We start from the raw sequence: 21,683 nt of genomic DNA on the forward strand, positions 1-21,683 counted from the left end.
GAAGAATACAATATACATTTACAAAGCAATTGCCAAAGCAGAACTAACAAAAGTATTAGAATGAGAAGCTCCACTTTGATTCCAAAATAGTGCATCTTTGCTTTGAAAAGTTCTCGCTTCCAATCGTACTACAACCTTTTCTGTAATCCAATAATCTAAATTAGCAGAAAGACCATAGGTGTTAAAACCATTGGGAGTGTTACTAGTGATAATGACACCTTTAGCATCTTCATAGTACTCCCCTCTAGCTGCCATTTTGATTTTTTTCACGGGTTGGTATTGTAAAATTAGAACCGGAGAAAACCAAGTATCAAAACCTTTTGAACGAAGAAGCGATTGTTGGGTGCCAATATCAAAACCAGCAGTCAAATTCACCTGATCGGAAAAAATAAATTGACCATAAAGATTGCTAAAATAACGCCATTTTTCAATGCCATTGGGTTGTTCATTACCAACATAGGTACTCCAATTTAAAACGATATTTTTCATGGGTTTGTACAGAATTTGAGTTCCAAAAGCAGGCGTTTGATTGCCTTCAATTTTCTGTATGCGTTGCCACCCATTCAAGTACATACCTGACCAATACCACTGTCCAGAAGGCGATGTATAACTCACTTTGACACCTGTTTCAAAATAAGGCGAATTATCCGCCAAGATACTACGAGTAAGTGTTGGGCAGTCCTTCCCAATAGCACTTTCAAATCCAATATGCGAAGGCATTACTCCTACATCCAACCAAAGATCGTGTTGATCAGAAAGCTTTACGCCTACATTTGCTTCATAAAGAGGTTGCAACACAGCAGGCTCAGCAGCCAAATTGTATTGCGTATATGTGCCAGCCATCAGCCCAAAATTGGCTCTTACGGGGCCTTTGGCATAACTCATTTTGGCCATACCTAAGTTCAAATTGATTTCGTTGTGTCTGTTGTGACTGTATACAAAATCAGGGCGCAAATGAGTCGAAGGTTGCCCAAAATCATAAGTATAATACATCTCTAAATAGCCCGAAAATTGAAAAGGAGCCGTCAATTGTTCTTGTGCAAGAGAAGAAAAAACAACACACAATAAAAGGAGAGTAATTATTTTTCTCATAAAACTAGGTATCTGTTGGATTTTCGAAATGGGAATTGGAAATTTTGTTTCGTTTTTACTTTCTTCTTGTATCAATAATCGCTACAATCTTCCATTGTCCATTGTCTTTGAACAACGTAAAAACATTGACGCCCGAATGGCTTTTTTTCCCATTGACATAAAATTCATAAGGCGTCCAATCGATAGCCATAGCGCCATCAACCTTTATAGCATGCGATAGAATTCGCTCTTCGAATAAGGTGCTTTTTGAAATCGAAGCAATCGATTGTAAAAATTTGGAGAAGGTTTCTTTCTTTAAAAAGGTGCCTTTGGAACTTTCCGATACCGACTGTATAGACAAAGAATCAACACAAACTTGTTGAATAGCTATCGTATCACGTTCATGAAAACCCTTGAAAAAAGACTGAACGGTAGCTTGTATGTCTTGTTCCTGTGCAAAACTATAAGAAAGTGAAAAAAATGCTACTATAAAAAGTAAAAAGCGTGTCATAAGTAATAAAAAATGAAAGGATGACAATAGTGAATCAAATTTTAAATAAAATAGTAAAGATGCTACAAAAAACTATATTTTTGAAAAAACTAACCCAAACATTTATGAAAAAAATCATGTTACTGCTCCTAATAGGTGCATTTGCCTCTATTGCTAAGGCACAAGAGTACTTTCCGAATAATGAAAGTATCAGCAATAAAAACGATTACTACACTGCTTTTACTCACGCCAAAATTTATGTTTCTCCAAAAGAGATTATAGAAAACGGCACTTTATTGATTCACAATGGCAAAGTGGTAGCGGTAGGATCATCGGTTACAATTCCAAAAAACACTTTAATTATTGAGTCCGAAGGCAAATCCATTTATCCTTCTTTCATTGATCTTTACACTTCCTTTGGTAGTGAAAAACCTAAAAAAGCGCCAAATGAAGGCAGAGGCTCTTTGTACGACACCAAACGTACAGGATACTATTGGAACGAGAACATCCGATCTGAAATCAATGCTTATGAAACTTTTGCTTATGATGAAGCTAAAGCCGAAGAATTTTTAAAAGCAGGCTTTGGTGTAGTAGGCACACACATACCTGATGGAATTGCCCGAGGGACTGGAGCATTGATTGCCCTAGACAATACCGATAAAACCAACCGTATATTAAGCAATACGATTACTAATCATTTTGCATTTACCAGAAGTGTAACCACCAATCAAGCCTATCCTTCTTCATTAATGGGAATGATGGCTTTGTTACGCCAAATGTATCATGACCTTGCTTGGTACAGAAACGGGAATGCTAGCAACAAAGACCTATCCTTAGAAGCTTTGATCGCAAATGAAAAATTGATGCAAATTTTTGCCTCCGAAGACAAATTAAACAGTTTAAGAGCAGCAAAAATTGCCAAAGAATTTGGTCTTAATTATGTGCTTAAAGGGGCTGGAAACGAATTTGAACGTATTAATGAAATCAAAAAGACCAACGCTTCCTTTATTATACCGGTTAATTTTCCAGAAGCGTACGATGTATCCAACCCTTTCAATGCCAATCAAATGGAATTATCGGATTTACGTTTTTGGAATCAAGCACCATCCAATCTAAAAGTGTTGGCTGATAACGGCATCACATTTGCACTAACTACCGATAAATTAAAGAAAATTGAAGATTTTAAAACCAATGTAATACGTGCCATTCAATTTGGATTTGACAAAACCAAAGCCTTAGAAGCACTAACAACTATACCTGCACAATTATTAGGCAAAAGCAACGAAATTGGATCTTTAAAAAGCGGAAGTTATGCCAATTTTATTGTGACATCCGGAGATATATTTGACGAAAAAACGACGCTTTTTGAAAACTGGGTACAAGGCAATAAATATGTTGTCAATGAAGCAAACATAAAAGATATCCGTGGCGAATATGAGTTATCCGTGAATCAACAAAGCTACAAAATGAATATTGAAGGCGAATTGGCCAAACCTAAAGTAACGGTAACCAATAAAGAGATTAAAAAAATCCCCGCTACACTTACCTACGCCAACCAATGGATGAATCTTTTACTTAAAAATGAAGCATCCAAAACACCTACTTATACGCGTGTGAACGGTTTAGTAAATGACCCGTCGCATCTCTCTGGCAAGGCCATAGATGAAAATGGAAATGAAAGCATTTGGTCGGCCAAAAAAATCAATGCTTTCAAAATAGTAAAAGACACTACTACTGCAGCAAAACCTTTTGTTGTGCAACCGGTTACATACCCTAACATAGCATACGGAAACACACAACTCCCAAAAGCACAAGACCTTCTTTTTAAAAATGCGACCATTTGGACCAACGAAAAAGAAGGGATTCTAAAACAAAGCGATGTACTGATTCAAAAAGGGAAAATTACTCGAATTGGCACCAATCTTAGCGCCTCTGGAGCTATGTTGATTGACGCAACCGGTAAACATTTAACAAGTGGTATAGTTGATGAACATTCGCATATTGCCATTTCAAATGGGGTTAATGAGGGCGGACACAACTCGAGTGCCGAAGTAACCATAGAAGATGTAGTGAATTCCGAAGACATCAATATCTACCGTCAAGTTGCTGGTGGGGTAACTACTTCTCAATTGTTACACGGTTCAGCCAATCCAATTGGAGGTCGTTCCGCTATTGTAAAATGGAAATGGGGTGCAGCACCAGAAGAATTACTCTATAAAGATCAACCTAAATTCATCAAATTTGCCTTAGGGGAAAACGTGAAACAATCCAATTGGGGCAATACCAATCCTATTCGTTTTCCACAAACTCGTATGGGCGTTGAACAAGTATTTACCGATTATTTTCAAAAAGCCAAAGAATACGACTTAGCTTGGAAAAATTTTAATACCAAAGGCAAAAAAGGAAAAGAGCCCAGAGTGGATTTAGAATTGCAAACCTTGGCTGAAATATTAAACAACCAACGTTTTATCAGTTGTCACTCCTATGTACAATCCGAAATATTAATGCTCATGAATGTGGCAGATAAAATGGGCTTCAAAGTAAATACGTTTACGCACATCTTAGAGGGCTACAAAGTGGCCGATAAAATGAAAGCGCATGGTGTTGGAGCCTCAACATTTTCGGATTGGTGGGCTTACAAATTTGAAGTCAACGATGCAATTCCACAAAATGGTGCGATCATGCACAATCACGGATTGGTGGTAGCTTACAATTCAGACGATGCCGAAATGTCAAGAAGACTTAATCAAGAAGCAGCCAAAGCGGTGAAATATGGTAAAGTTTCTGAAGAAGAGGCATGGAAATTTGTAACCTTAAATCCTGCAAAACTTTTACATATAGACGATAAAGTGGGTAGTATCAAAGTAGGCAAAGATGCCGATGTGGTTTTGTGGAGCGACAATCCTTTGTCTATTTATGCTAAAGTAGAAAAAACACTTATTGAAGGGGTAGTGTATTTTGACAGCCAAATTGATGAAGCTAAAAAGCTGGAGAATGCTAAAGAACGTGCAACACTCATTGGACAATTGCTTCAAGAAAAAAACAAAGGAATGAGTACACAAGAACCGAAAAAAACCATCAAAAAAGAGTACGAATGCGATACAATGGAAGAATTGTAATCGGATAATTGCTTAATAACATTCAAAACATACTAAGAAATGAACTTTAAAACAATCATTATAGGCGCCCTATTGTGTTGGTCTTCGCTAAGTGTAGCCCAATATATTCCTGCCCCTGCTCAAGAGAAATCAATACTAATTCTAAATGCAACCGCCCATCTAGGCAACGGTGAAGTCATTGAAAATGGAGCGGTGGGATTCAAAGCTGGAAAGATTACTTTAGTGAGCACCACTAGTCAAGCACAAAACGAACTTTCCTCTTATGAAACACATTGGGATGCCAAGGGACAACACCTTTATCCTGGGTTCATCATGCCTAATGCTACTTTAGGTTTAGTCGAAATTGACGCCGTGAAATCTTCCGATGACGAAGAAGAAATTGGAAATTTTAATCCCAATGTACGCAGTCTTATTGCCTACACAGCCGATTCGAAAGTTATTGAAACGGTACGCCCCAACGGGATTTTAATGGCCCAAATTACTCCAAGAGGTGGACGTGTTGCTGGTACTTCCTCTATAGTACAATTGGACGCTTGGCATTGGCAAGATGCCGTAATCAAAGAAAATGATGGCGTACATATTTCCTTACCTCAAACCTTCAAACGCTCAGGATGGTGGGCCGAACCCGGAGGAATTGAACCCAATAAAGAGTATCAAAAAGAATTGGAAGAATTGAGAGCTTATTTCCAAAATGCAAAAACGTATATGGCTGGTTCCTCTCCTACGCGTAACTTAATTGCCGAAGCCACCAAAGGATTGTTTGAGGGGACTCAAACCCTGTTCATTCACGCCAATGAAGAAAAACAAATCACTGATGGCATTCAATTGGCATTAGATTATGGTATCCAAAAAATCGTAGTGGTAGGAGGATTTGAGGCCTACAAAGTCGCTCCACTTTTGCAGCAACACAAAATTGGCGTGTTCTTGCGTAGAGTGCATGACATGCCCATAAACGAAGATCAAGACGTAAATCTTCCTTATAAAATGGCAAAGATTTTAACCGATTTAGGAATTGTAGTTGGTTTGGAAAACAGCGGAAGTAAAGAACGTATGAGTAGTAGAAACTTGCCTTTTTTAGCAGGTACTTGTGTAGCTTATGGTTTGGATAAAGAAAAAGCTTTACAACTTATTACCCTAAACACAGCTAAATTATTAGGAATTGAGGCGCAATGTGGATCAATCGCTGTAGGTAAAGATGCGACTCTTTTCCTTTCAGAAGGCGATGCTTTAGACATGCGAACTAACCAACTTACGGTAGCCTTTATTCAAGGAAGAAAGATCAACTTAGAAACACATCAAACGCGATTAAGTGATAAGTATAAATACAAATACCAACAAAACTAAAAAGCTATGGGATTATTCAATGCTATCTTAGGCAATGCCTCTGAAGTCAGCACAGCACAAATAGAGAAAGAGTTTGAACCCTTATTAATAGAGGGCGAAACCATCGAAAAAGCATTCAAATTGATAAAAGACAGTTTCGTATTTACCAACAAACGTCTTATTCTAGTAGAAAAACAACTAGTAGGTTCCAAAACCGATTATTTGTCGATTCCGTATCGTACGATTAAAAAATTTTCCAAGGAAAGTGCCGGTATTTTGGATTTAGATGCTGATCTTAAAATTTGGTTACAAAACGAAACTGACCCCATTACCAAACAATTTGGAAAAGGGAGTAACAGTATTAATGAAGTCTATCAAATATTGAGCAAACACGTACTCAGTTGAACCATTCAAGTCCAATAATGAAAAGGAGCGTTACCCCAAAGGCCGCTCCTTTTTTTTTTTAAACCCAGAATCCACATTAGACTTCGTAGCGAAACTGAATTATACAGTAAAAGCAAGTGCTCACGGACTATTTTTTAAGATGAAAATAACGTTCAGCGAATACCTATGAAAAATATAAACCAATGAGCTAATACTTCTGTATTTTGAATTTAAAAATGGGAGAACTGAGCGAAGCGTATCTTGAACTCTACCGAAAAATATAATTGTGGTGAAGTAATATAGTTAGAGTAGATTTCTAATGCGGAATCTGGGTTAAATTGTACCACACCTTATACCTCAAAATTAAACCTTAAACTTTAAACCTTAAACTTTAACCCCTAAACCCTAACCTCCCCTCAAAAATCCAACTACTCTATTTTTAAAATATTAAAAAATAAATCATTTTTAAACAATACCCTATTTTTTAGGGGGTCAAATTCAGAAAATAACAAAAATTAAGTTTTAATTAATATTTTTTATAGGGGTTAAAAATGATTTTATATTTTTACCCTCGTAATTAACATAAACTAATAAATTATGCGTAAGATTGTTTTAAGTGTGATTCTTGTCACAATTTTGGGATTATCAATTTTTTCAATGGCATTTCAAGCAGAAACCGCCAAACTTGGTGCTCACGTAGTAGCCTTAAAATTGGATACTGGAGATACAGCATGGATGATTGTAGCTTCAGCTTTGGTTTTACTTATGACTCCTGGTTTAGGTTTCTTTTATGGAGGTATGGTAGGTAAAAAAAATGTAATCAGTACAATGCTTCAAAGTTTTATGGCTATGGTGATTGTTACGGTTTTATGGGTCGTAGTAGGCTTCGGATTGTGCTTTGGTCCTAGTATAGGAGGTATCATAGGAGATCCTACAGCTAATTTCATGTTCGAAGGTGTAAATTACACTAGCGCTTGGGAATTAGCACCAACCATTCCCTTTATTTTATTTGCCTTTTTTCAAGCTAAATTTGCCATCATTACCCCTGCCTTAATTACTGGTGCTTTTGCTGAGCGTGTTCGTTTTTGGGCTTATTTATTATTCATGGTATTATTTATTATTGCAATATATGCCCCTCTATGTCATATGACATGGCACCCTGACGGCCTATTCTTCGGATGGGGAGTATTGGATTTTGCTGGTGGTACCGTAGTACACATGAGTGCTGGTTGGGCTGCATTAGCCGGTGCTATCTTTTTAGGAAAAAGAAAAGTACAAAAAGTAAACCCTGCTCGCATTACCTATGTATTATTAGGAACTGGTTTATTATGGTTCGGATGGTTCGGATTTAATGCAGGATCTGCTGTTGGAGCTAGTGGTTTGGCCGCACAAGCCTTAGGTACTACTACTGTAGCTGCTGCAGCTGCTGCTATGACTTGGGTTTTCTTCGATAAAATTCAAGGACACAAATTATCAGCTATGGGTGCATGTATCGGAGCTGTTGTCGGTTTAGTAGCTATCACTCCTGCTGCAGGTTTTGTAAGCATTTCTCACGCCATTGCTATCGGAATCATCTCTAGTGTAGTAAGTAATGTAGTTTGTAGCAAATTCCCTAAAGGAAAAATCGACGATGCTTTGGATGTATTTGCATGTCATGGAGTTGGCGGTATGACAGGTATGTTATTAACAGGTGTTTTTGCTTCTAAGTCAGTAAATTCAATTGTTGGAGATAACGAAGGATTGATTTTCGGAGATGCTACCTTATTTTTAACACAATTGAAAGCAATGGTAATCGTATCTGTATTTGCTTTTGCAGCATCCTATGCGCTATTTTTTATCATCAACAAAATTACACCTTTACGTGTGACAGAAGAAAGAGAAGAATTAGGACTTGACATTTCTCAACACGGAGAATATGAATTTTCACTTCAAAACTAACAAACCAAAACCAAATAATTAACTAACCAACCAAAAGCAAGCAAGAGGAGGATTAAATTTAACCTTTGATGTATATTCTTGCAAGCAAACTTCTAGCTAACCACTAGAAATCAACAAAAAACTCGAGCCATTCCGCTCGAGTTTTTTTGTTAACTATTGAAAACATTAGTTAAGTTAAAAAGTAAATAGTTATTCATTCCATAAGACACTAAATTACTGAGAGTGTTCGTATCTTATAAAGACACTACTAATGACTTAGGAATTTTACTCTCTCATTACTTCAACACTGTAAACTCTATAACCGAATCTGAAAAAACCTTATGAGTTTGTGTGGTAAAATCTTCGGGTTGGGCATAGAAAATATTAGGCACAAAGGTCTGTGGGTTCAAATCAATTAAAGGAAAACAGGTACTTTGTACTTGAATTTGAATCTTATGTCCTTTTTTAAAAGTATGAAAAACATCTTGCAATTTAAAATTGACCGCCGTTTTTTCATTAGGAGTAAATGGTTCTGGTTGTACAAAATCATTTCTAAATCGCCCGCGCATCACTTCACTACGCACCATCATGTGATAATTACTCATTTTCAAATGCGAGGAGGCCATCTTGGTCTCCGGCTCGTCTGCTGGAAAAACATCGATTACTTTAACAATCCAATCCGCATCAGTTCCAGTAGTCGCCACTTGTAAGCGAGCTAGTATTTCACCAGCCAAAGTCATATCTTGAGACAACACATCCGATTCAAACACCAAAACATCAGGTCTTCTGGCCGCAAAACGCTGATCGTCGGTCATGTATTTTCTTGGTGTTAAACCTTGCTGCTTAATATCTTCACTGTAAGGCACTGGTTTTTTGGGATCACTCACAAAGGACTCAGAGGAAATAGTGTTAAGCGCATTTTGAGATAATTTTTGTTGGGATTGTAAATAATAACGTCTTTTTTCGGTCTGCCTTGGTGGCCATGTATCAAATGTCTTCCATTCTTTGTTTCCAGTATCAAACACATACGCTTCGGGTAATTTACTATCCCCTTTTCCATTGTTTTTCAAAAAATGACGGAAGAAATTCGCCTCGATATTTTTCTGATAAAAAGCCGAAATACTGTCGCCAAAAGCAATATTACCAACTACTTGTTTGGCCGAATTTCTGGCCCAATCGCCATGACTCCACGGCCCCATTACAAGGGTATTATAGTTTTTGCTGTTCTTCTCGATAGTGGCATAGGTATTTAAAGGACCATATAAATCTTCGGCATCAAACCAGCCACCAACCACCATTACGGCAGGTTTGATATTTTTTAAGTGTTGTAACAAACCACGTTTTTGCCAAAAGGCATCATAATTCACATGCGTTTTCAACTGCTGCCAAAATTCATCGGTTGCATCATAAAATGTATCCAATTTAGACAGCGGCCCTGTTTTTAAGAAAAAATCATAATCATCATTGGTCCCTACATTCGGAAATTTAAACCAAGGTTCAGTAGTACGTTGTTTTTTTTGTGGCCCAAAAAGTGGCGTAACTTTCCAATAACTCAACAAATAGGCGCCATTATGATGAAAATCATCAAAAAAGAAATCAGCTATGCAGGCTTGAGGAGAAACCGCTTTTAAAGCCGGATGCTGACTCAACAAAGAATAAGAAGCATAAAAACCGGGATAAGATATTCCCCAAGTACCTACATTACCGTTGTTGTTAGGTACATTTTTGACCAACCAATCAATCGTGTCATAGGTATCTGAAGCCTCATCTATGTCTGTTTTCTTTTGTTTATTGGGTAAAAATGGACGCATGTTATCATACAATCCATCACTCATATAACGCCCTCTCACATCTTGGTACACTACAATATACCCTTCCTTCATCATGATTTCATTAGGTCCAATATTGCGATCAAACTGATCTTCGCCATAGGGAGAACAATCATAAGGCGTTCGCAGCATGATTATTGGGTATTTTTTGGAGGTGTCTTTTGGGGAGTAAATTGCTGTAAACAATTCCAAACCATCGCGCATTTTGATATGCACTTCTTTTTTGGTGTAATTTTCTGTAACATAGTTTTGGGTCTTGTCTTGCGCAACAACTGTCAGAGCAAGAAAAAATAATCCCAACTGAAACAATTTTTTCATGAATCTTAGATTTTGAATTAGTTTAGTGTAAAAATATAAAAACCCATCTTGAAAAAGATGGGTTATAGTATAATTCTTAAATTTAGGCTCTATAGTTGATATAAAAACTAAAATTTAGCAATACCGGCACGTAACCAGGCAGCGTATTCTGGAATTCCCACATAACTTATCGTAGGCTGTTTTGGGTTTAAACTGTTCCCTTCCAAATCAATCAATACATACAACGGCTGCGTATTGGTCTTGTATTTTGAAATCATAAAATCGGTCCATTTATCCCCTATGGTTTCAATGGTTTCACCCGTAGTCTTTGATACAAATTGTTCACTTTCAGGCAAAGCTCTTTTATCATCAACATACAAAGAAATCACCACGACTTCATCTTTTAAGATAGACAACACTTCTGAATCAGACCAAACGTTGTTTTCCATTTTGCGGCAATTTACACAAGCAAAACCAGTAAAATCGAGCATAATAGGTTTATTTACGGTTTTGGCATAAGCCAACCCTATATCGTAATCATCAAAAACTGTAATACCATGTGGGCCCCTTTTAGCACCCTGAGGCAATGCTGATACTGTGGCTGTTGGCAACGATCCTCCAACGCCATGTGGACTTTCGCTATATTCCATAGGTGGTGGAAATGCACTAATGAGTTTCAAGGGAGCTCCCCAAAGACCAGGAATTAAATATACAGTAAAAATCAAAGTTAACAATCCCATATACAATCTTCCTACAGATATTGAAGAAGTTGGACTATCATGAGGCAAGGTAATCTTACCAAACAAATACAAGGATAATGCGCCAAAAATAGCAATCCAAATTGCAATAAATACTTCACGTTCCAACAAATGCAGTTGTAAAACCAAGTCGGCATTGGATAAAAATTTAAAAGCCAAAGCCAATTCTAAAAAGCCCAATACCACTTTTACAGTATTCAACCAGCCTCCTGATTTTGGCAACGAATTCAACCAACCTGGGAACATAGCAAACAACATGAAAGGCATAGCCAAAGCCAAGGAGAAGCCCAACATACCCACAATTGGAGCAATACCACCTTTAGAAGCAGCTTCCACCAACAAAGTACCAACTATAGGTCCCGTACAGGAAAAAGAAACTATAGCCAATGCCAAAGCCATAAATAAAATTCCAACAATTCCTCCTCTATCCGCTTGACTATCTACTTTGTTAGCCCAAGAATTAGGCAACATAATCTCGAAAGCGCCTAAAAATGAAGTTGCAAATACGATCAACAAGACAAAGAACACCAAATTAAACCAAACATTGGTAGAAATGGCATTGAGTGCATCAGCACCAAAAATCCAGGTTACTAGTAAGCCCAAAACAACATAGATTACTATTATTGAAATACCATAAATAATCGCATTTCGAATACCTGCTGCTCTATTTTTAGATTGTTTGGTGAAAAAACTTACCGTCATCGGAATCATAGGAAAAACACAAGGAGTCAATAGGGCCGCAAATCCAGAGATAAATGCAATAAAAAAGATAGCCCATAAGCTGTGTGAAGCTGAAGTATTAGATGCAGTTGCAGCTGTGTTTGGCGCATCAACTTTTGTTTCGTCTATAGCTACTTTTGATGCCACAGACGCGGTATCTTTAGTTAAAGTAAAAGTTGAAGTAGTATCCGAAACACTCTTATTTTCTTTAGACTCTAAACCTTTTGCATCTGAAGAACTTTGAGGTATAGCAATAGTAAACTTTTTCTCTAAGTTCAAGCATACTTCTTTACAAGCCTGATAGTTGATCGCAACCACTATGGATTTCAAACCTTTGTTAAGTATTGTTATTTCTTGGGTTATCTGTCCTTTTTTCTCAAAAAAGGTTTCGTTAACTCCAAAAACATCATTAAAAGCTGTACGAGTCTTTCCTTCTTTGGCCTTGCCTACCAATTGATAATTACCAGCCTGATTATTGAAGATAATTTCCAAAGGAAGCGGACCGCCATCGGGGGTATACTGCGAATAAACATGCCATTCGTTTTCAATCACAGCATCAAAAGTAATGAGGTAATTGGTGGATGACTTTTGTTCAATTTTTGCGGTCCATTGTACCGGATTCAATATTTGGCTATAAAGATTGCCTAAGTAGAAAAGAGATAGGGCTAGTAATACAAACTTTTTCATGCAGTAAATTCTATTTTTAATATGGTGGGGGTTGTGGTTTCTATTTTAAATCGTTCATCGGCACGTTTGCCTATAATCCAAATAATCTGATCTTCAGAACAAAGCAGCCAAGTATTTTCTTTTTCTAGTAACGACATCTTTTCGTCTTTAAAAAACTTGCTTACTTTTTTTCGTTGGCCTTGCATCCCAAAAGGAAAAAAAGAATCGCCTTCTTTCCATTTTCTCAGCTGCAAGGGATATGATAATTTGCTTGCATCGACAAATATAGTGTTTGCATCCGATTGACAGATACTTTCAACAATAGTAAAACGTAGTTTTAAGGGAATCTTAACTTCACTTATTTCACGATCTATAGCATACGTTTCAGAGACACTTGGGGTCGTGGGAGATAAAATCAAATGATTACGATCTTTCAACAGTCGGAAATCTTTGGCTAGTATTTGTTTCCCAGACGCACTGTCTACTAAATCATAAATATCTTTCCAAGCCGTAAATCCGAAATCCTTCAACCATTGATACAAATAAGCAGTATAATTGGGCAAACGCATCAATTGTGTTAAGTCGAAATAAATGGCTTCGTCTTCTTCGCGAGCTACTTGCTGGTATACCATTACGGCAGCATCATCTACCAAGGTTTTCGCATCTTGCAAATACTGTTGCGTTTTGGCAAAGGATCCTAAAAAATTCGGATGTAACGATTTAAGCAAGGGCACTAGATGATGTCGGATATTATTTCTTAAATATTTATCAGAAGCATTGCTACGATCCTCTCTCCAAACCAATTGATGGGTTTGTGCATAGGCTTCAATTTCGGCTCTAGAAAAAATCAATAAAGGACGAATGACGTGTTCGTTTTGATCTGGAATTCCTACCAACCCTTCTATTCCTGTCCCTCGGGAAAGATTGATAATAAAAGTTTCTAAATTATCATCCGCGTGATGAGCGGTTAACACATAATCGTAGTGATGCAAATCGATTTGTTCTAAAAACCAATGATAACGCAATTCTCTTGCTGCAACTTGTATGGATAATTTGTAATCCTCCGCAAAAGCTTGCGTGTCAAATTGGGTATAATAAAAAGGAATACCCTGTTGATGGGCATAGTTTTGAACAAAATGCTGATCCTCGAAACTATCTATGCCACGCAATTGAAAATTACAGTGTCCAATAGCTATGTCAAAGGGAAGTTGCTGAAAAAGATGCGCTAAAACCATACTATCCACTCCTCCACTCACGGCCAAAAAAAGTCTTTTCTGTGCCAGAAAGGGAAAAGTGATGTCGAGATGTTTACTTAATTGCTCTAGCATGAGTCAAAAATAGGATTTTATATATTGAAGTCGGTATTGTTAGGCTATTTTTTAAAATTAAAAACTTTCTAGTTCTAGGACAATACGATACGCATAGCAGCCGCCTTGAGCATACACTCTTCATATTCTTTTTCTGGCTCAGAAAGCGCAGTAATTGCACTGCCTACGGAAAAAGAGACGTATTGATTTTTTTGATTGTATAAAATACTTCGAATCACCACATTAAAATCAAAATCACCTGTAGGTGAAAAATAACCTACAGCTCCACTATACACCCCCCGTTTTGTTGCTTCAAGATTTTCAATAATTTGCATAGCCGAAATCTTGGGTGCTCCTGTCATACTCCCCATTGGAAACGTAGTCTGAAGCACAGCTACTGGAGAAGTGGTAGGTGCTACCTGCGAAACCACAGTGGAAATCATTTGATGTACTTGCTTAAAGGTGTAAATACCACATAACTCTTCTACGTGTACCGACCCTTTTATCGCGGTATGTGACAAATCATTGCGAACCAAATCTACAATCATGATGTTCTCGCTGCGTTCTTTGGCACTTTGAGCCAATTCTTGTTGCGACTGTAAGTCCAAATTAGGATCAGAAAACCGCTTGCTTGTCCCTTTGATGGGTTGCGAAATAATTTTATCCCCTTCTTTACGCAAGTACCGCTCAGGGGAAGCCGACATCAGAAAATGATGATGGTTTTTGAAAAATACGGCAAATGGGGGTTCGGAAAGTGCGTCCAATTTTTGAAAAACAGCCAAAGGATCTACTGTTGCAGGTGTAGCATAAAATTCCATACAAAAATTAGCTTCGTAGATATCGCCACGATGTATATGCGAAAGCATCAACGCTACTTTATCTTGGTACTCCGCCTTAGAAATACGAGCTTGAATGTCCAAAGCTGAACTATTACTCTCCAAAGAGTCTTGAAAAGCATTTGGAATTGGGGTATTTAAAATAGCTTGAAAATCATCCTCGAGTTCATCATCACAAAAAGTCAGATAAGAAACTTCTACCTGTTCCTTGGAAATAAAAAAGAGTTTTTTGGGTTGAAAAAAAAACAAATCTGGAAAATGTAATCCATCAAAATTACTAGATTCCAAGCGCCCTGTATCATTTTTTAAATCATATGACAAATAACCAAACAGCCAATCTTTGGTAGTTTGTTGGTATTGTTGTAAGTCCTCAAAAGCCTGATGATAATCAGTTTGTATAGCTGTAAATGCGTCTACAGCCAACACGCAATCAAAACTAGTATGCGTTTGAGGATAATCGTTGCTATCCAAAAACACCACTTCTCTGAATTGCTGTGCCCAATGCAACAGTTGTTCTTTAAAAAGAACCGAATCGCTAATAGTATAAAATTTCGAAACTCTCAAAAATATCGTATTTATATGCCTCAAAATTACGATAAAAAAAGAGTTCACACCTAAATGCAAAGAAAAACTAATTCATGTGACGATTTTTAAGGCTTATTTGGAAATATGTACCCTACACAAAACAAGCACGCAAAAAACTTATTATCAATTTATTACGTATTTTTGTGTAGCATTTAAACATTCCATATAAAACACTATCAGCCACATATTTTCAAATCATTAATGTTTATTTGCTTTAGCAATTGGATTAATCTTTAAAAAGTGAATTTATGAATATAGCAACAACAATTATTCGGATTTTGATAGGTTTATTACTTTTATTTGCCTCGCTAGGCTATTTCTTTAGTTTAATGCCTGAGCCTGAAACTAATGGTAATTTTAAAGCTTTTAATGTAGGATTGGTAGCCGCAACTTATATCATGCCTCTTGCCAAAGGAATTGAGCTACTTTGTGGAATTGCATTTGTGAGCAATCGTTTTGTTAGTTTGGCCAATATCCTAATTCTGCCAATAACCATTAATATTTTGTGTATCCATTTCTTTTTGGAACCCAGTGGTATCCCTATTGCGGTGGTACTATTTATGGGGAATATATTTTTAATCTATCGCTATTGGGACAATTACAAAAGTGTATTCACACCTTGAGATAAAAAAAACTCCTCATCATAGATAAGGAGTTTTTTTTGATATAGCAAGTTAGATTTACACGTGCAAGGCTCTGTTCTCAGTAGCTGCCAAGGCTGCTTCCTTGATAGCCTCTGCAAAGGTGGGATGCGCATGAGACATTCTAGATATATCTTCAGCCGATGCTTTGAACTCCATAGCGGTTACCGCTTCAGCGATCAAATCAGCTGTTCGAGCGCCTATCATATGCACCCCTAATACTTCATCTGTTTTGGCATCGGCAAGAATCTTAACAAAGCCATCCAAATCAGCACTTGCGCGAGCTCTTCCTAATGCTTTAAAAGGAAATGATCCCGATTTGTACAATACTCCAGACGCTTTCAACTGTTCTTCTGTTTGTCCAACAGCGGCAACTTCAGGCCAAGTATATACAACTCCTGGAATCAAATTATAATCAATATGTGGTTTTTGTCCAGCAATGAATTCTGCTACCATAGTTCCTTCTTCTTCAGCTTTATGAGCCAACATAGCGCCTCGAACTACATCGCCTATAGCATAAATATGAGACACTGAAGTTTGTAAATGGTCGTTAACTTCAACCTGACCTCTTTCGTTAATTTTCACACCTGCATTTTCAGCTTGTAATCCATCCGTATATGGACGACGTCCTACCGCAACTAAAGTGTAATCCCCTTCCAAAGAAACAATCTCTCCTTTTGCGTTTTCAGCCTTTACAACTACAACCTCTCCATTTCTCTCTACAGACTGTACTTTGTGAGATGTATAAAATTTCATCCCTTGTTTTTTCAATACTTTGGTCAATTCTTTAGACAAAGCACCGTCCATACCCGGAATAATTCGGTCCATAAATTCCACAACCGAAACTTGAGCGCCTAAACGTAAATACACTTGCCCAAGTTCAATTCCAATTACTCCTCCTCCAATAATCACCAAATGTTTGGGTACTTCTTTTAATTTTAATGCTTCGGTCGAAGTAATAATTCGTTCTTTATCGATTGAAATAAAAGGTAATGATGCTGGTTTGGAACCCGTAGCAATAATAATATGTTTAGCTTCAAGGGTTTCTACCGTACCGTCAGCTTTAGTTACGGCAACGTGTGTGGCATCTACAAACGATCCCATACCATTGAAAACCGTGATGTTATTTTTATCCATCAAAAATTGAACACCACCCGAAGTTTGATCTACAACCGCTTGTTTGCGAGCAATCATTTTTTCTAAATTCACAGTAACTTCGCCAGAAAGGGTAATACCGTGATCGGCAAAGTGCTTAATCTCATCGTAATGATGTGACGAAGCCAACAAGGCTTTAGAAGGGATACACCCAACATTTAAACAGGTACCACCCAGGGTGGTATATTTCTCAATTATAGCAGTTTTGAACCCCAATTGTGCACAACGAATGGCCGATACATATCCACCAGGACCAGAACCTATAATGACTACATCAAATGAACTCATAGTGTGTTATTTTATATTTTGTGCGACAAAAATAGGGAAACTAAATATTGTGTAACAGTTTATTTTAAGGTTTTTTGTGTAATTTTTATACGACAATCCTTCTTTTTGATGGAGGAAACGCTATCGATTGCGCTTGAGGTATCTTAAAAAGAAAGGAGCACTAACAGAACTAGCAACAATTCGATTTTTATTTTTATATTTATTCTTTAATTTGATTCACGCTCGATCATCAAAATCATCATGAAATACTTCTCTGTATACATTACTCCCTTTGTGGTGCTGGTGTCTTTGAACAGCACTAATTATTGGTCCTATTTTGCCTTGTTTTTTGTTTTTGGACTAGTACCTTTTGTTGACTTTTTTACCAAAGAAGACAACACCAACTTAAACCCGGAAGAAGAAGCAAAAGCACGAACCAACCCTCTATACGATTGGATCATCTACGGACTGGTCCCCATGCAATACCTCATATTAGGCTATTTTCTACATCAAATCAGTTCCACTGATCAAACCCTTATCATAAAAATAGGATGGACAACCGCCTACGGTATCGCTTGCGGTGTACTCGGGATTAATGCAGCGCATGAACTTGGACACCGTTCCAAAGCTTACGAAAAAGCCATGAGCCAAATGCTGTTATTGACCTCATTATACCTACATTTTTATATCGAACACAACAGAGGACATCATAAAAATGTAGCCACTCCTATTGATCCCGCCAGTAGCAGAAAAGGCGAAACCGTATACGCTTTCTATATACGATCTATTTTTAAAGGTTGGCAATCGGCGTGGGAATTGGAAGCCAAAAGACTCAACCACGACCCAAAACTTGTTTGGAGTAGCAAAAACCAAATGTTGGTTTTTCAAGGGAGTCAATTAGCACTTATTGTGCTTATTTACACTATGTATGATTGGAAAACGACCCTCTTTTTCATTGGTGGTGCTTTCATGGGGATTATTCTCCTTGAGACAGTAAACTATATTGAACATTATGGCTTACAACGAATTCAGAAGGGTGATAAATACGAACGTACACTACCCGCCCATTCTTGGAATTCCAACCACCCAATTGGTCGGTTATTGTTACTTGAACTTTCCAGACATTCGGATCATCACTATTTAGCAAGCAAAAAATACCAACTATTACAACATCATGACCACAGCCCACAAATGCCAACAGGTTACCCTGGAATGATGTTACTCTCATTAGTTCCGCCGCTATGGTTTTATGTAGTACATCGTCAATTGTCTCGCTTTTACCAAAAAGAACAACTGTTGCCTTAAAAATTCTAAGTGTCTATCTAGGAACTTAGCAGATCATGAAGTACACCTTTTCAGTAAAGGTAAAACAGCAACCTTTACCTTAGCACTAACTTTCCAATTGAATATGGTCGCAACGATTCGGGATGGAATTTTGGAATTTGGATTTTAATTCGTTTCTTTAAACGGTTCAAAGACCAACTTTTATACCATGCGATTATTGTATTGTTTTTTCTTATTATTGCTTACGCTCACGGCTAGTAGTCAGATTCGTTGGAAAAAAAAGAAAAAGAAAATCACTTACGAAAACATCATTTTAACCGATTCCACTACCCAACACTTGGTAAAAGCCATTCAATTTGAAACCGTTTCAAAAAAAGATTCTCTAACCTTTTATAATAACGAATTTCGAAAATTCAAGGCCTTCCTCAAACAAAGCTACCCTTCGGTATTCAGCACTTGTACAGAAATACCATTCAAATCCAACGCAATTTGTTTGAAATGGGAAGGTCAAAATCCTAACTTAAAACCCAATCTTTTCATGGCGCATCAAGATGTTGTGCCTGCAAATCACGAAAAAGCCAAATGGAATTTCCCTCCTTTTGGCGGACATATTAAAGAGGGCAAGATTTATGGCAGAGGCACATTAGACGACAAATCCTCCTTAATTGGACTCTTAGAAGCCGCTGAATATGCCATCAAAAATCATTTTGAACCCAAGCGAACAACCTATTTTGTCTTTGGTGATGATGAAGAAACTAATGGTAGTGGGGCTAAAGAAATTGCAAAATGGTTCATGACAAACAAAATCAACTTTGAATTCATATTAGACGAAGGTCCCGGTGTGGCGCTAGATTTGGTAGAAGAAGTAACAAAACCCATAGCTTTTATTGGCATAGCAGAAAAAGGATACGCTACGGCTGAATTAACCGTAGATCAAGAAAGTGGTCATTCCTCTATGCCTACAAAACGCACCGCTATTGGACAATTAAGTCAAGCCATTGCCAATATTGAGAATCACCCTTTTCGTGCCCACTATCATGGTCTAGCCAAAAGAACCTTCAACGAACTGTCTACAGCTATGGATTTTTCCAAGAAGTTTGTTTTTAAAAACAGTTGGCTTTTTAGTGGATTAATCAAAAAGGTACTATCCAAAAAAAACACCACCAATGCACTCATTAGAACCACATCGGCCACTACCCTTTTCAGTGCAGGAGAAGCAGAAAATGTGTTGCCACACAAAGCCACTGCATTAATCAATTTCCGATTAATTCCAGGCGATTCCATACAAGATATAGTACCTTATCTTAATCGCGTAATCAAAAACCCAAATGTAAAAGTTAGTTTGAAAGGCGAAGCGGTAAACGCCTCTCCTGTAGCCAAAAAAAGATCCTTGGGATATAAAGCCATTGAAAAAAGTTGCAATGAAATTTTTCCAAAAGCCATAGTCGCTCCGCTTCTCGTCATTGGAGCAACCGACTCCAGACATTTTAATCTAACGAGTAATACCATTTTGCGTTTCATTCCACTTCAATTTACCAATGCCGATTTAGAAACCGTTCACGGATTTGACGAAAGTATCGATATAAAAAATTACCATAATATGATCCGATTTTACATTCGATTATTCCAAAATCTCAACGATTAGTCTTTTTACTACGAATTTCTCAATAAAACAACCTATAATAACTCTTTTAAAACCTTTGTAACCAAGAATAAAAGTAATACTTTAGCCCTTCCAAATTATAACTACAAAAATCCATGAAAAATACTGCTTTAACACACATACACGAACAATTAGGTGCTAAAATCCTTCCTTTTGCTGGTTACAACATGCCTATTACGTATGCTGGAGTCAATGCCGAACACGAAACCGTTAGAAATGCCGTTGGTGTATTCGACGTGTCGCATATGGGTGAATTTATTTTATCTGGGCCTAAAGCTTTAGATCTAATACAAAGAATCACTTCGAACGATGCTGCCATACTTACGGTTGGCAGAGCTCAATATTCTTGTTTACCCAATAACGAAGGAGGAATTGTAGACGATTTAATTATCTACAAATTGGAAGAAGAAAAATACCTCTTAGTAGTCAATGCTTCTAATATCGAAAAAGATTGGAATTGGATTGTGGCACATAATACTGAAAATGTAACCATGCAAAACCTTTCTGATGACTATGCTTTGCTAGCTATTCAAGGTCCAAAAGCTGTGGAAGCCATGCAGCCCTTAGCCAAGATAGACCTAAGCACCATTGCTTATTATCATTTCAAAGTAGACGAATTTGCAGGTTTTGAAGACGTTATTATTTCTGCAACAGGATATACGGGATCAGGAGGATTTGAAATTTATTGCAAAAATGATCAGGTAGAAACCATTTGGAACAAAGTATTTGAAGCGGGAGCGCCTTACGGAATTCAGCCAATTGGTCTTGCTGCTAGAGATACCCTTCGATTAGAAATGGGGTTCAGTTTATACGGAAACGACATAAACGACACCACTTCTCCAATGGAAGCAGGATTAGGTTGGATTACAAAATTCACTAAAGAATTCACCAACTCCAAAGCTTTAAAACAACAAAAAGAAGAAGGAGTAAGCCAAAAATTAATTGCCTTCGAAATGCAAGAACGCGCCGTTCCTAGACACGATTACGAAATTGTGGATCAAGACGGAAAGGTTATCGGAAAGGTTACTTCGGGTACGATGTCGCCTTCGTTAAACAAAGGAATCGGACTTGGATATGTAACAACCTCACATAGCGCTATAGATAGTGATATATTTATCAAAATCCGTAAGAACCAAGTAGCTGCAAAAGTGGTAAAATTACCTTTTTACAAAAAATAAGCACCTAACAACCTTGGATTTCAAATCCAAAAAATACAATCAAAACACACAAGACACGTCTTTTTTTTAGTAAATTAAACGAGCTGAATTTTATATAGCATAAACTATTGATAAGTGCACTAGATCTTCTTCACGAAATTGGTAGTCAAACATTGAAAATCCTAGCGTAATATAAAGCATTTTATTGGGAAAT

At 37.3% G+C, this 21,683-nt stretch carries 15 protein-coding genes; 8 read left to right on the forward strand and 7 right to left on the reverse strand.

Annotated elements, in window-relative coordinates:
* Positions 1–18: 18 nt before the first annotated feature.
* Complete coding sequence (locus ACZIX2_RS10505) at positions 19–1,092, reverse strand: porin (protein ID WP_463340041.1); 1,074 nt, start codon at positions 1,090–1,092, stop codon at positions 19–21.
* Positions 1,093–1,147: 55 nt separating this feature from the next.
* A complete protein-coding gene (locus tag ACZIX2_RS10510) occupies positions 1,148–1,582 on the reverse strand; it encodes a nuclear transport factor 2 family protein (RefSeq protein ID WP_463340042.1) in 435 nt (144 codons plus the stop codon).
* A 104-nt stretch (positions 1,583–1,686) separates the two neighbouring features.
* Between ACZIX2_RS10510 and ACZIX2_RS10515 the strand changes: the two genes are divergently transcribed.
* The 4 genes from ACZIX2_RS10515 to ACZIX2_RS10530 all read left to right on the forward strand — a co-directional run bounded on the left by ACZIX2_RS10515 (position 1,687) and on the right by ACZIX2_RS10530 (position 8,325).
* A complete protein-coding gene (locus ACZIX2_RS10515; RefSeq protein WP_463340043.1) occupies positions 1,687–4,680 on the forward strand; it encodes an amidohydrolase family protein in 2,994 nt (997 codons plus the stop codon).
* A gap of 39 nt (positions 4,681–4,719) precedes the next feature.
* A complete protein-coding gene (locus ACZIX2_RS10520) occupies positions 4,720–6,024 on the forward strand; it encodes an amidohydrolase family protein (RefSeq protein ID WP_463340044.1) in 1,305 nt (434 codons plus the stop codon).
* A 6-nt stretch (positions 6,025–6,030) separates the two neighbouring features.
* Positions 6,031–6,408 carry a PH domain-containing protein gene (locus ACZIX2_RS10525; protein WP_463340045.1) on the forward strand — a complete coding sequence of 126 codons (378 nt, stop codon included), beginning with the start codon at positions 6,031–6,033 and terminating at the stop codon, positions 6,406–6,408.
* A 576-nt stretch (positions 6,409–6,984) separates the two neighbouring features.
* A complete protein-coding gene (locus tag ACZIX2_RS10530) occupies positions 6,985–8,325 on the forward strand; it encodes an ammonium transporter (protein ID WP_463340046.1) in 1,341 nt (446 codons plus the stop codon).
* A 275-nt stretch (positions 8,326–8,600) separates the two neighbouring features.
* Here ACZIX2_RS10530 and ACZIX2_RS10535 read toward each other — a convergent pair whose 3' ends face one another.
* The 4 genes from ACZIX2_RS10535 to ACZIX2_RS10550 form a co-directional block, all read right to left on the reverse strand.
* Positions 8,601–10,451: a CocE/NonD family hydrolase gene (locus tag ACZIX2_RS10535; RefSeq protein ID WP_463340047.1), complete on the reverse strand. Its 1,851-nt coding sequence runs from the start codon at positions 10,449–10,451 to the stop codon at positions 8,601–8,603.
* A gap of 107 nt (positions 10,452–10,558) precedes the next feature.
* A complete protein-coding gene (locus tag ACZIX2_RS10540) occupies positions 10,559–12,595 on the reverse strand; it encodes a protein-disulfide reductase DsbD family protein (RefSeq protein WP_463340048.1) in 2,037 nt (678 codons plus the stop codon).
* Positions 12,592–13,902, reverse strand: coding sequence for a tRNA lysidine(34) synthetase TilS (gene tilS / locus ACZIX2_RS10545; RefSeq protein WP_463340049.1), 1,311 nt, complete (start codon positions 13,900–13,902; stop codon positions 12,592–12,594). Before tilS ends, ACZIX2_RS10540 begins: the two co-directional genes overlap by 4 nt.
* Positions 13,903–13,976: 74 nt before the next feature.
* On the reverse strand, positions 13,977–15,281 hold the full coding sequence (locus ACZIX2_RS10550) for an anthranilate synthase component I family protein (protein ID WP_463340050.1): 1,305 nt from the start codon (positions 15,279–15,281) through the stop codon (positions 13,977–13,979).
* A gap of 269 nt (positions 15,282–15,550) precedes the next feature.
* Here ACZIX2_RS10550 and ACZIX2_RS10555 point away from each other — a divergent pair, with 269 nt between their 5' ends.
* Positions 15,551–15,925, forward strand: a complete 375-nt coding sequence (locus ACZIX2_RS10555; RefSeq protein ID WP_463340051.1) for a DoxX family protein — start codon at positions 15,551–15,553, stop codon at positions 15,923–15,925.
* Positions 15,926–15,982: 57 nt separating this feature from the next.
* On the opposite strand, the gene lpdA is transcribed toward ACZIX2_RS10555, so the two are convergent.
* Positions 15,983–17,386, reverse strand: coding sequence for a dihydrolipoyl dehydrogenase (gene lpdA, locus ACZIX2_RS10560; RefSeq protein ID WP_463340052.1), 1,404 nt, complete (start codon positions 17,384–17,386; stop codon positions 15,983–15,985).
* Between the two features lie 240 nt (positions 17,387–17,626).
* Between lpdA and ACZIX2_RS10565 the strand changes: the two genes are divergently transcribed.
* The 3 genes from ACZIX2_RS10565 to gcvT all read left to right on the forward strand — a co-directional run bounded on the left by ACZIX2_RS10565 (position 17,627) and on the right by gcvT (position 21,490).
* Positions 17,627–18,670: an alkane 1-monooxygenase gene (locus tag ACZIX2_RS10565; RefSeq protein ID WP_463340053.1), complete on the forward strand. Its 1,044-nt coding sequence runs from the start codon at positions 17,627–17,629 to the stop codon at positions 18,668–18,670.
* Positions 18,671–18,857: 187 nt separating this feature from the next.
* Entirely contained in the window at positions 18,858–20,294 is a 1,437-nt protein-coding gene (locus ACZIX2_RS10570; RefSeq protein ID WP_463340054.1) for a M20/M25/M40 family metallo-hydrolase, read from the forward strand.
* Between the two features lie 113 nt (positions 20,295–20,407).
* Positions 20,408–21,490 carry a glycine cleavage system aminomethyltransferase GcvT gene (gene gcvT, locus ACZIX2_RS10575; RefSeq protein ID WP_463340055.1) on the forward strand — a complete coding sequence of 361 codons (1,083 nt, stop codon included), beginning with the start codon at positions 20,408–20,410 and terminating at the stop codon, positions 21,488–21,490.
* The last annotated feature ends 193 nt before the right edge of the window (positions 21,491–21,683 follow it).

This window comes from Flavobacterium riviphilum (assembly GCF_055231795.1).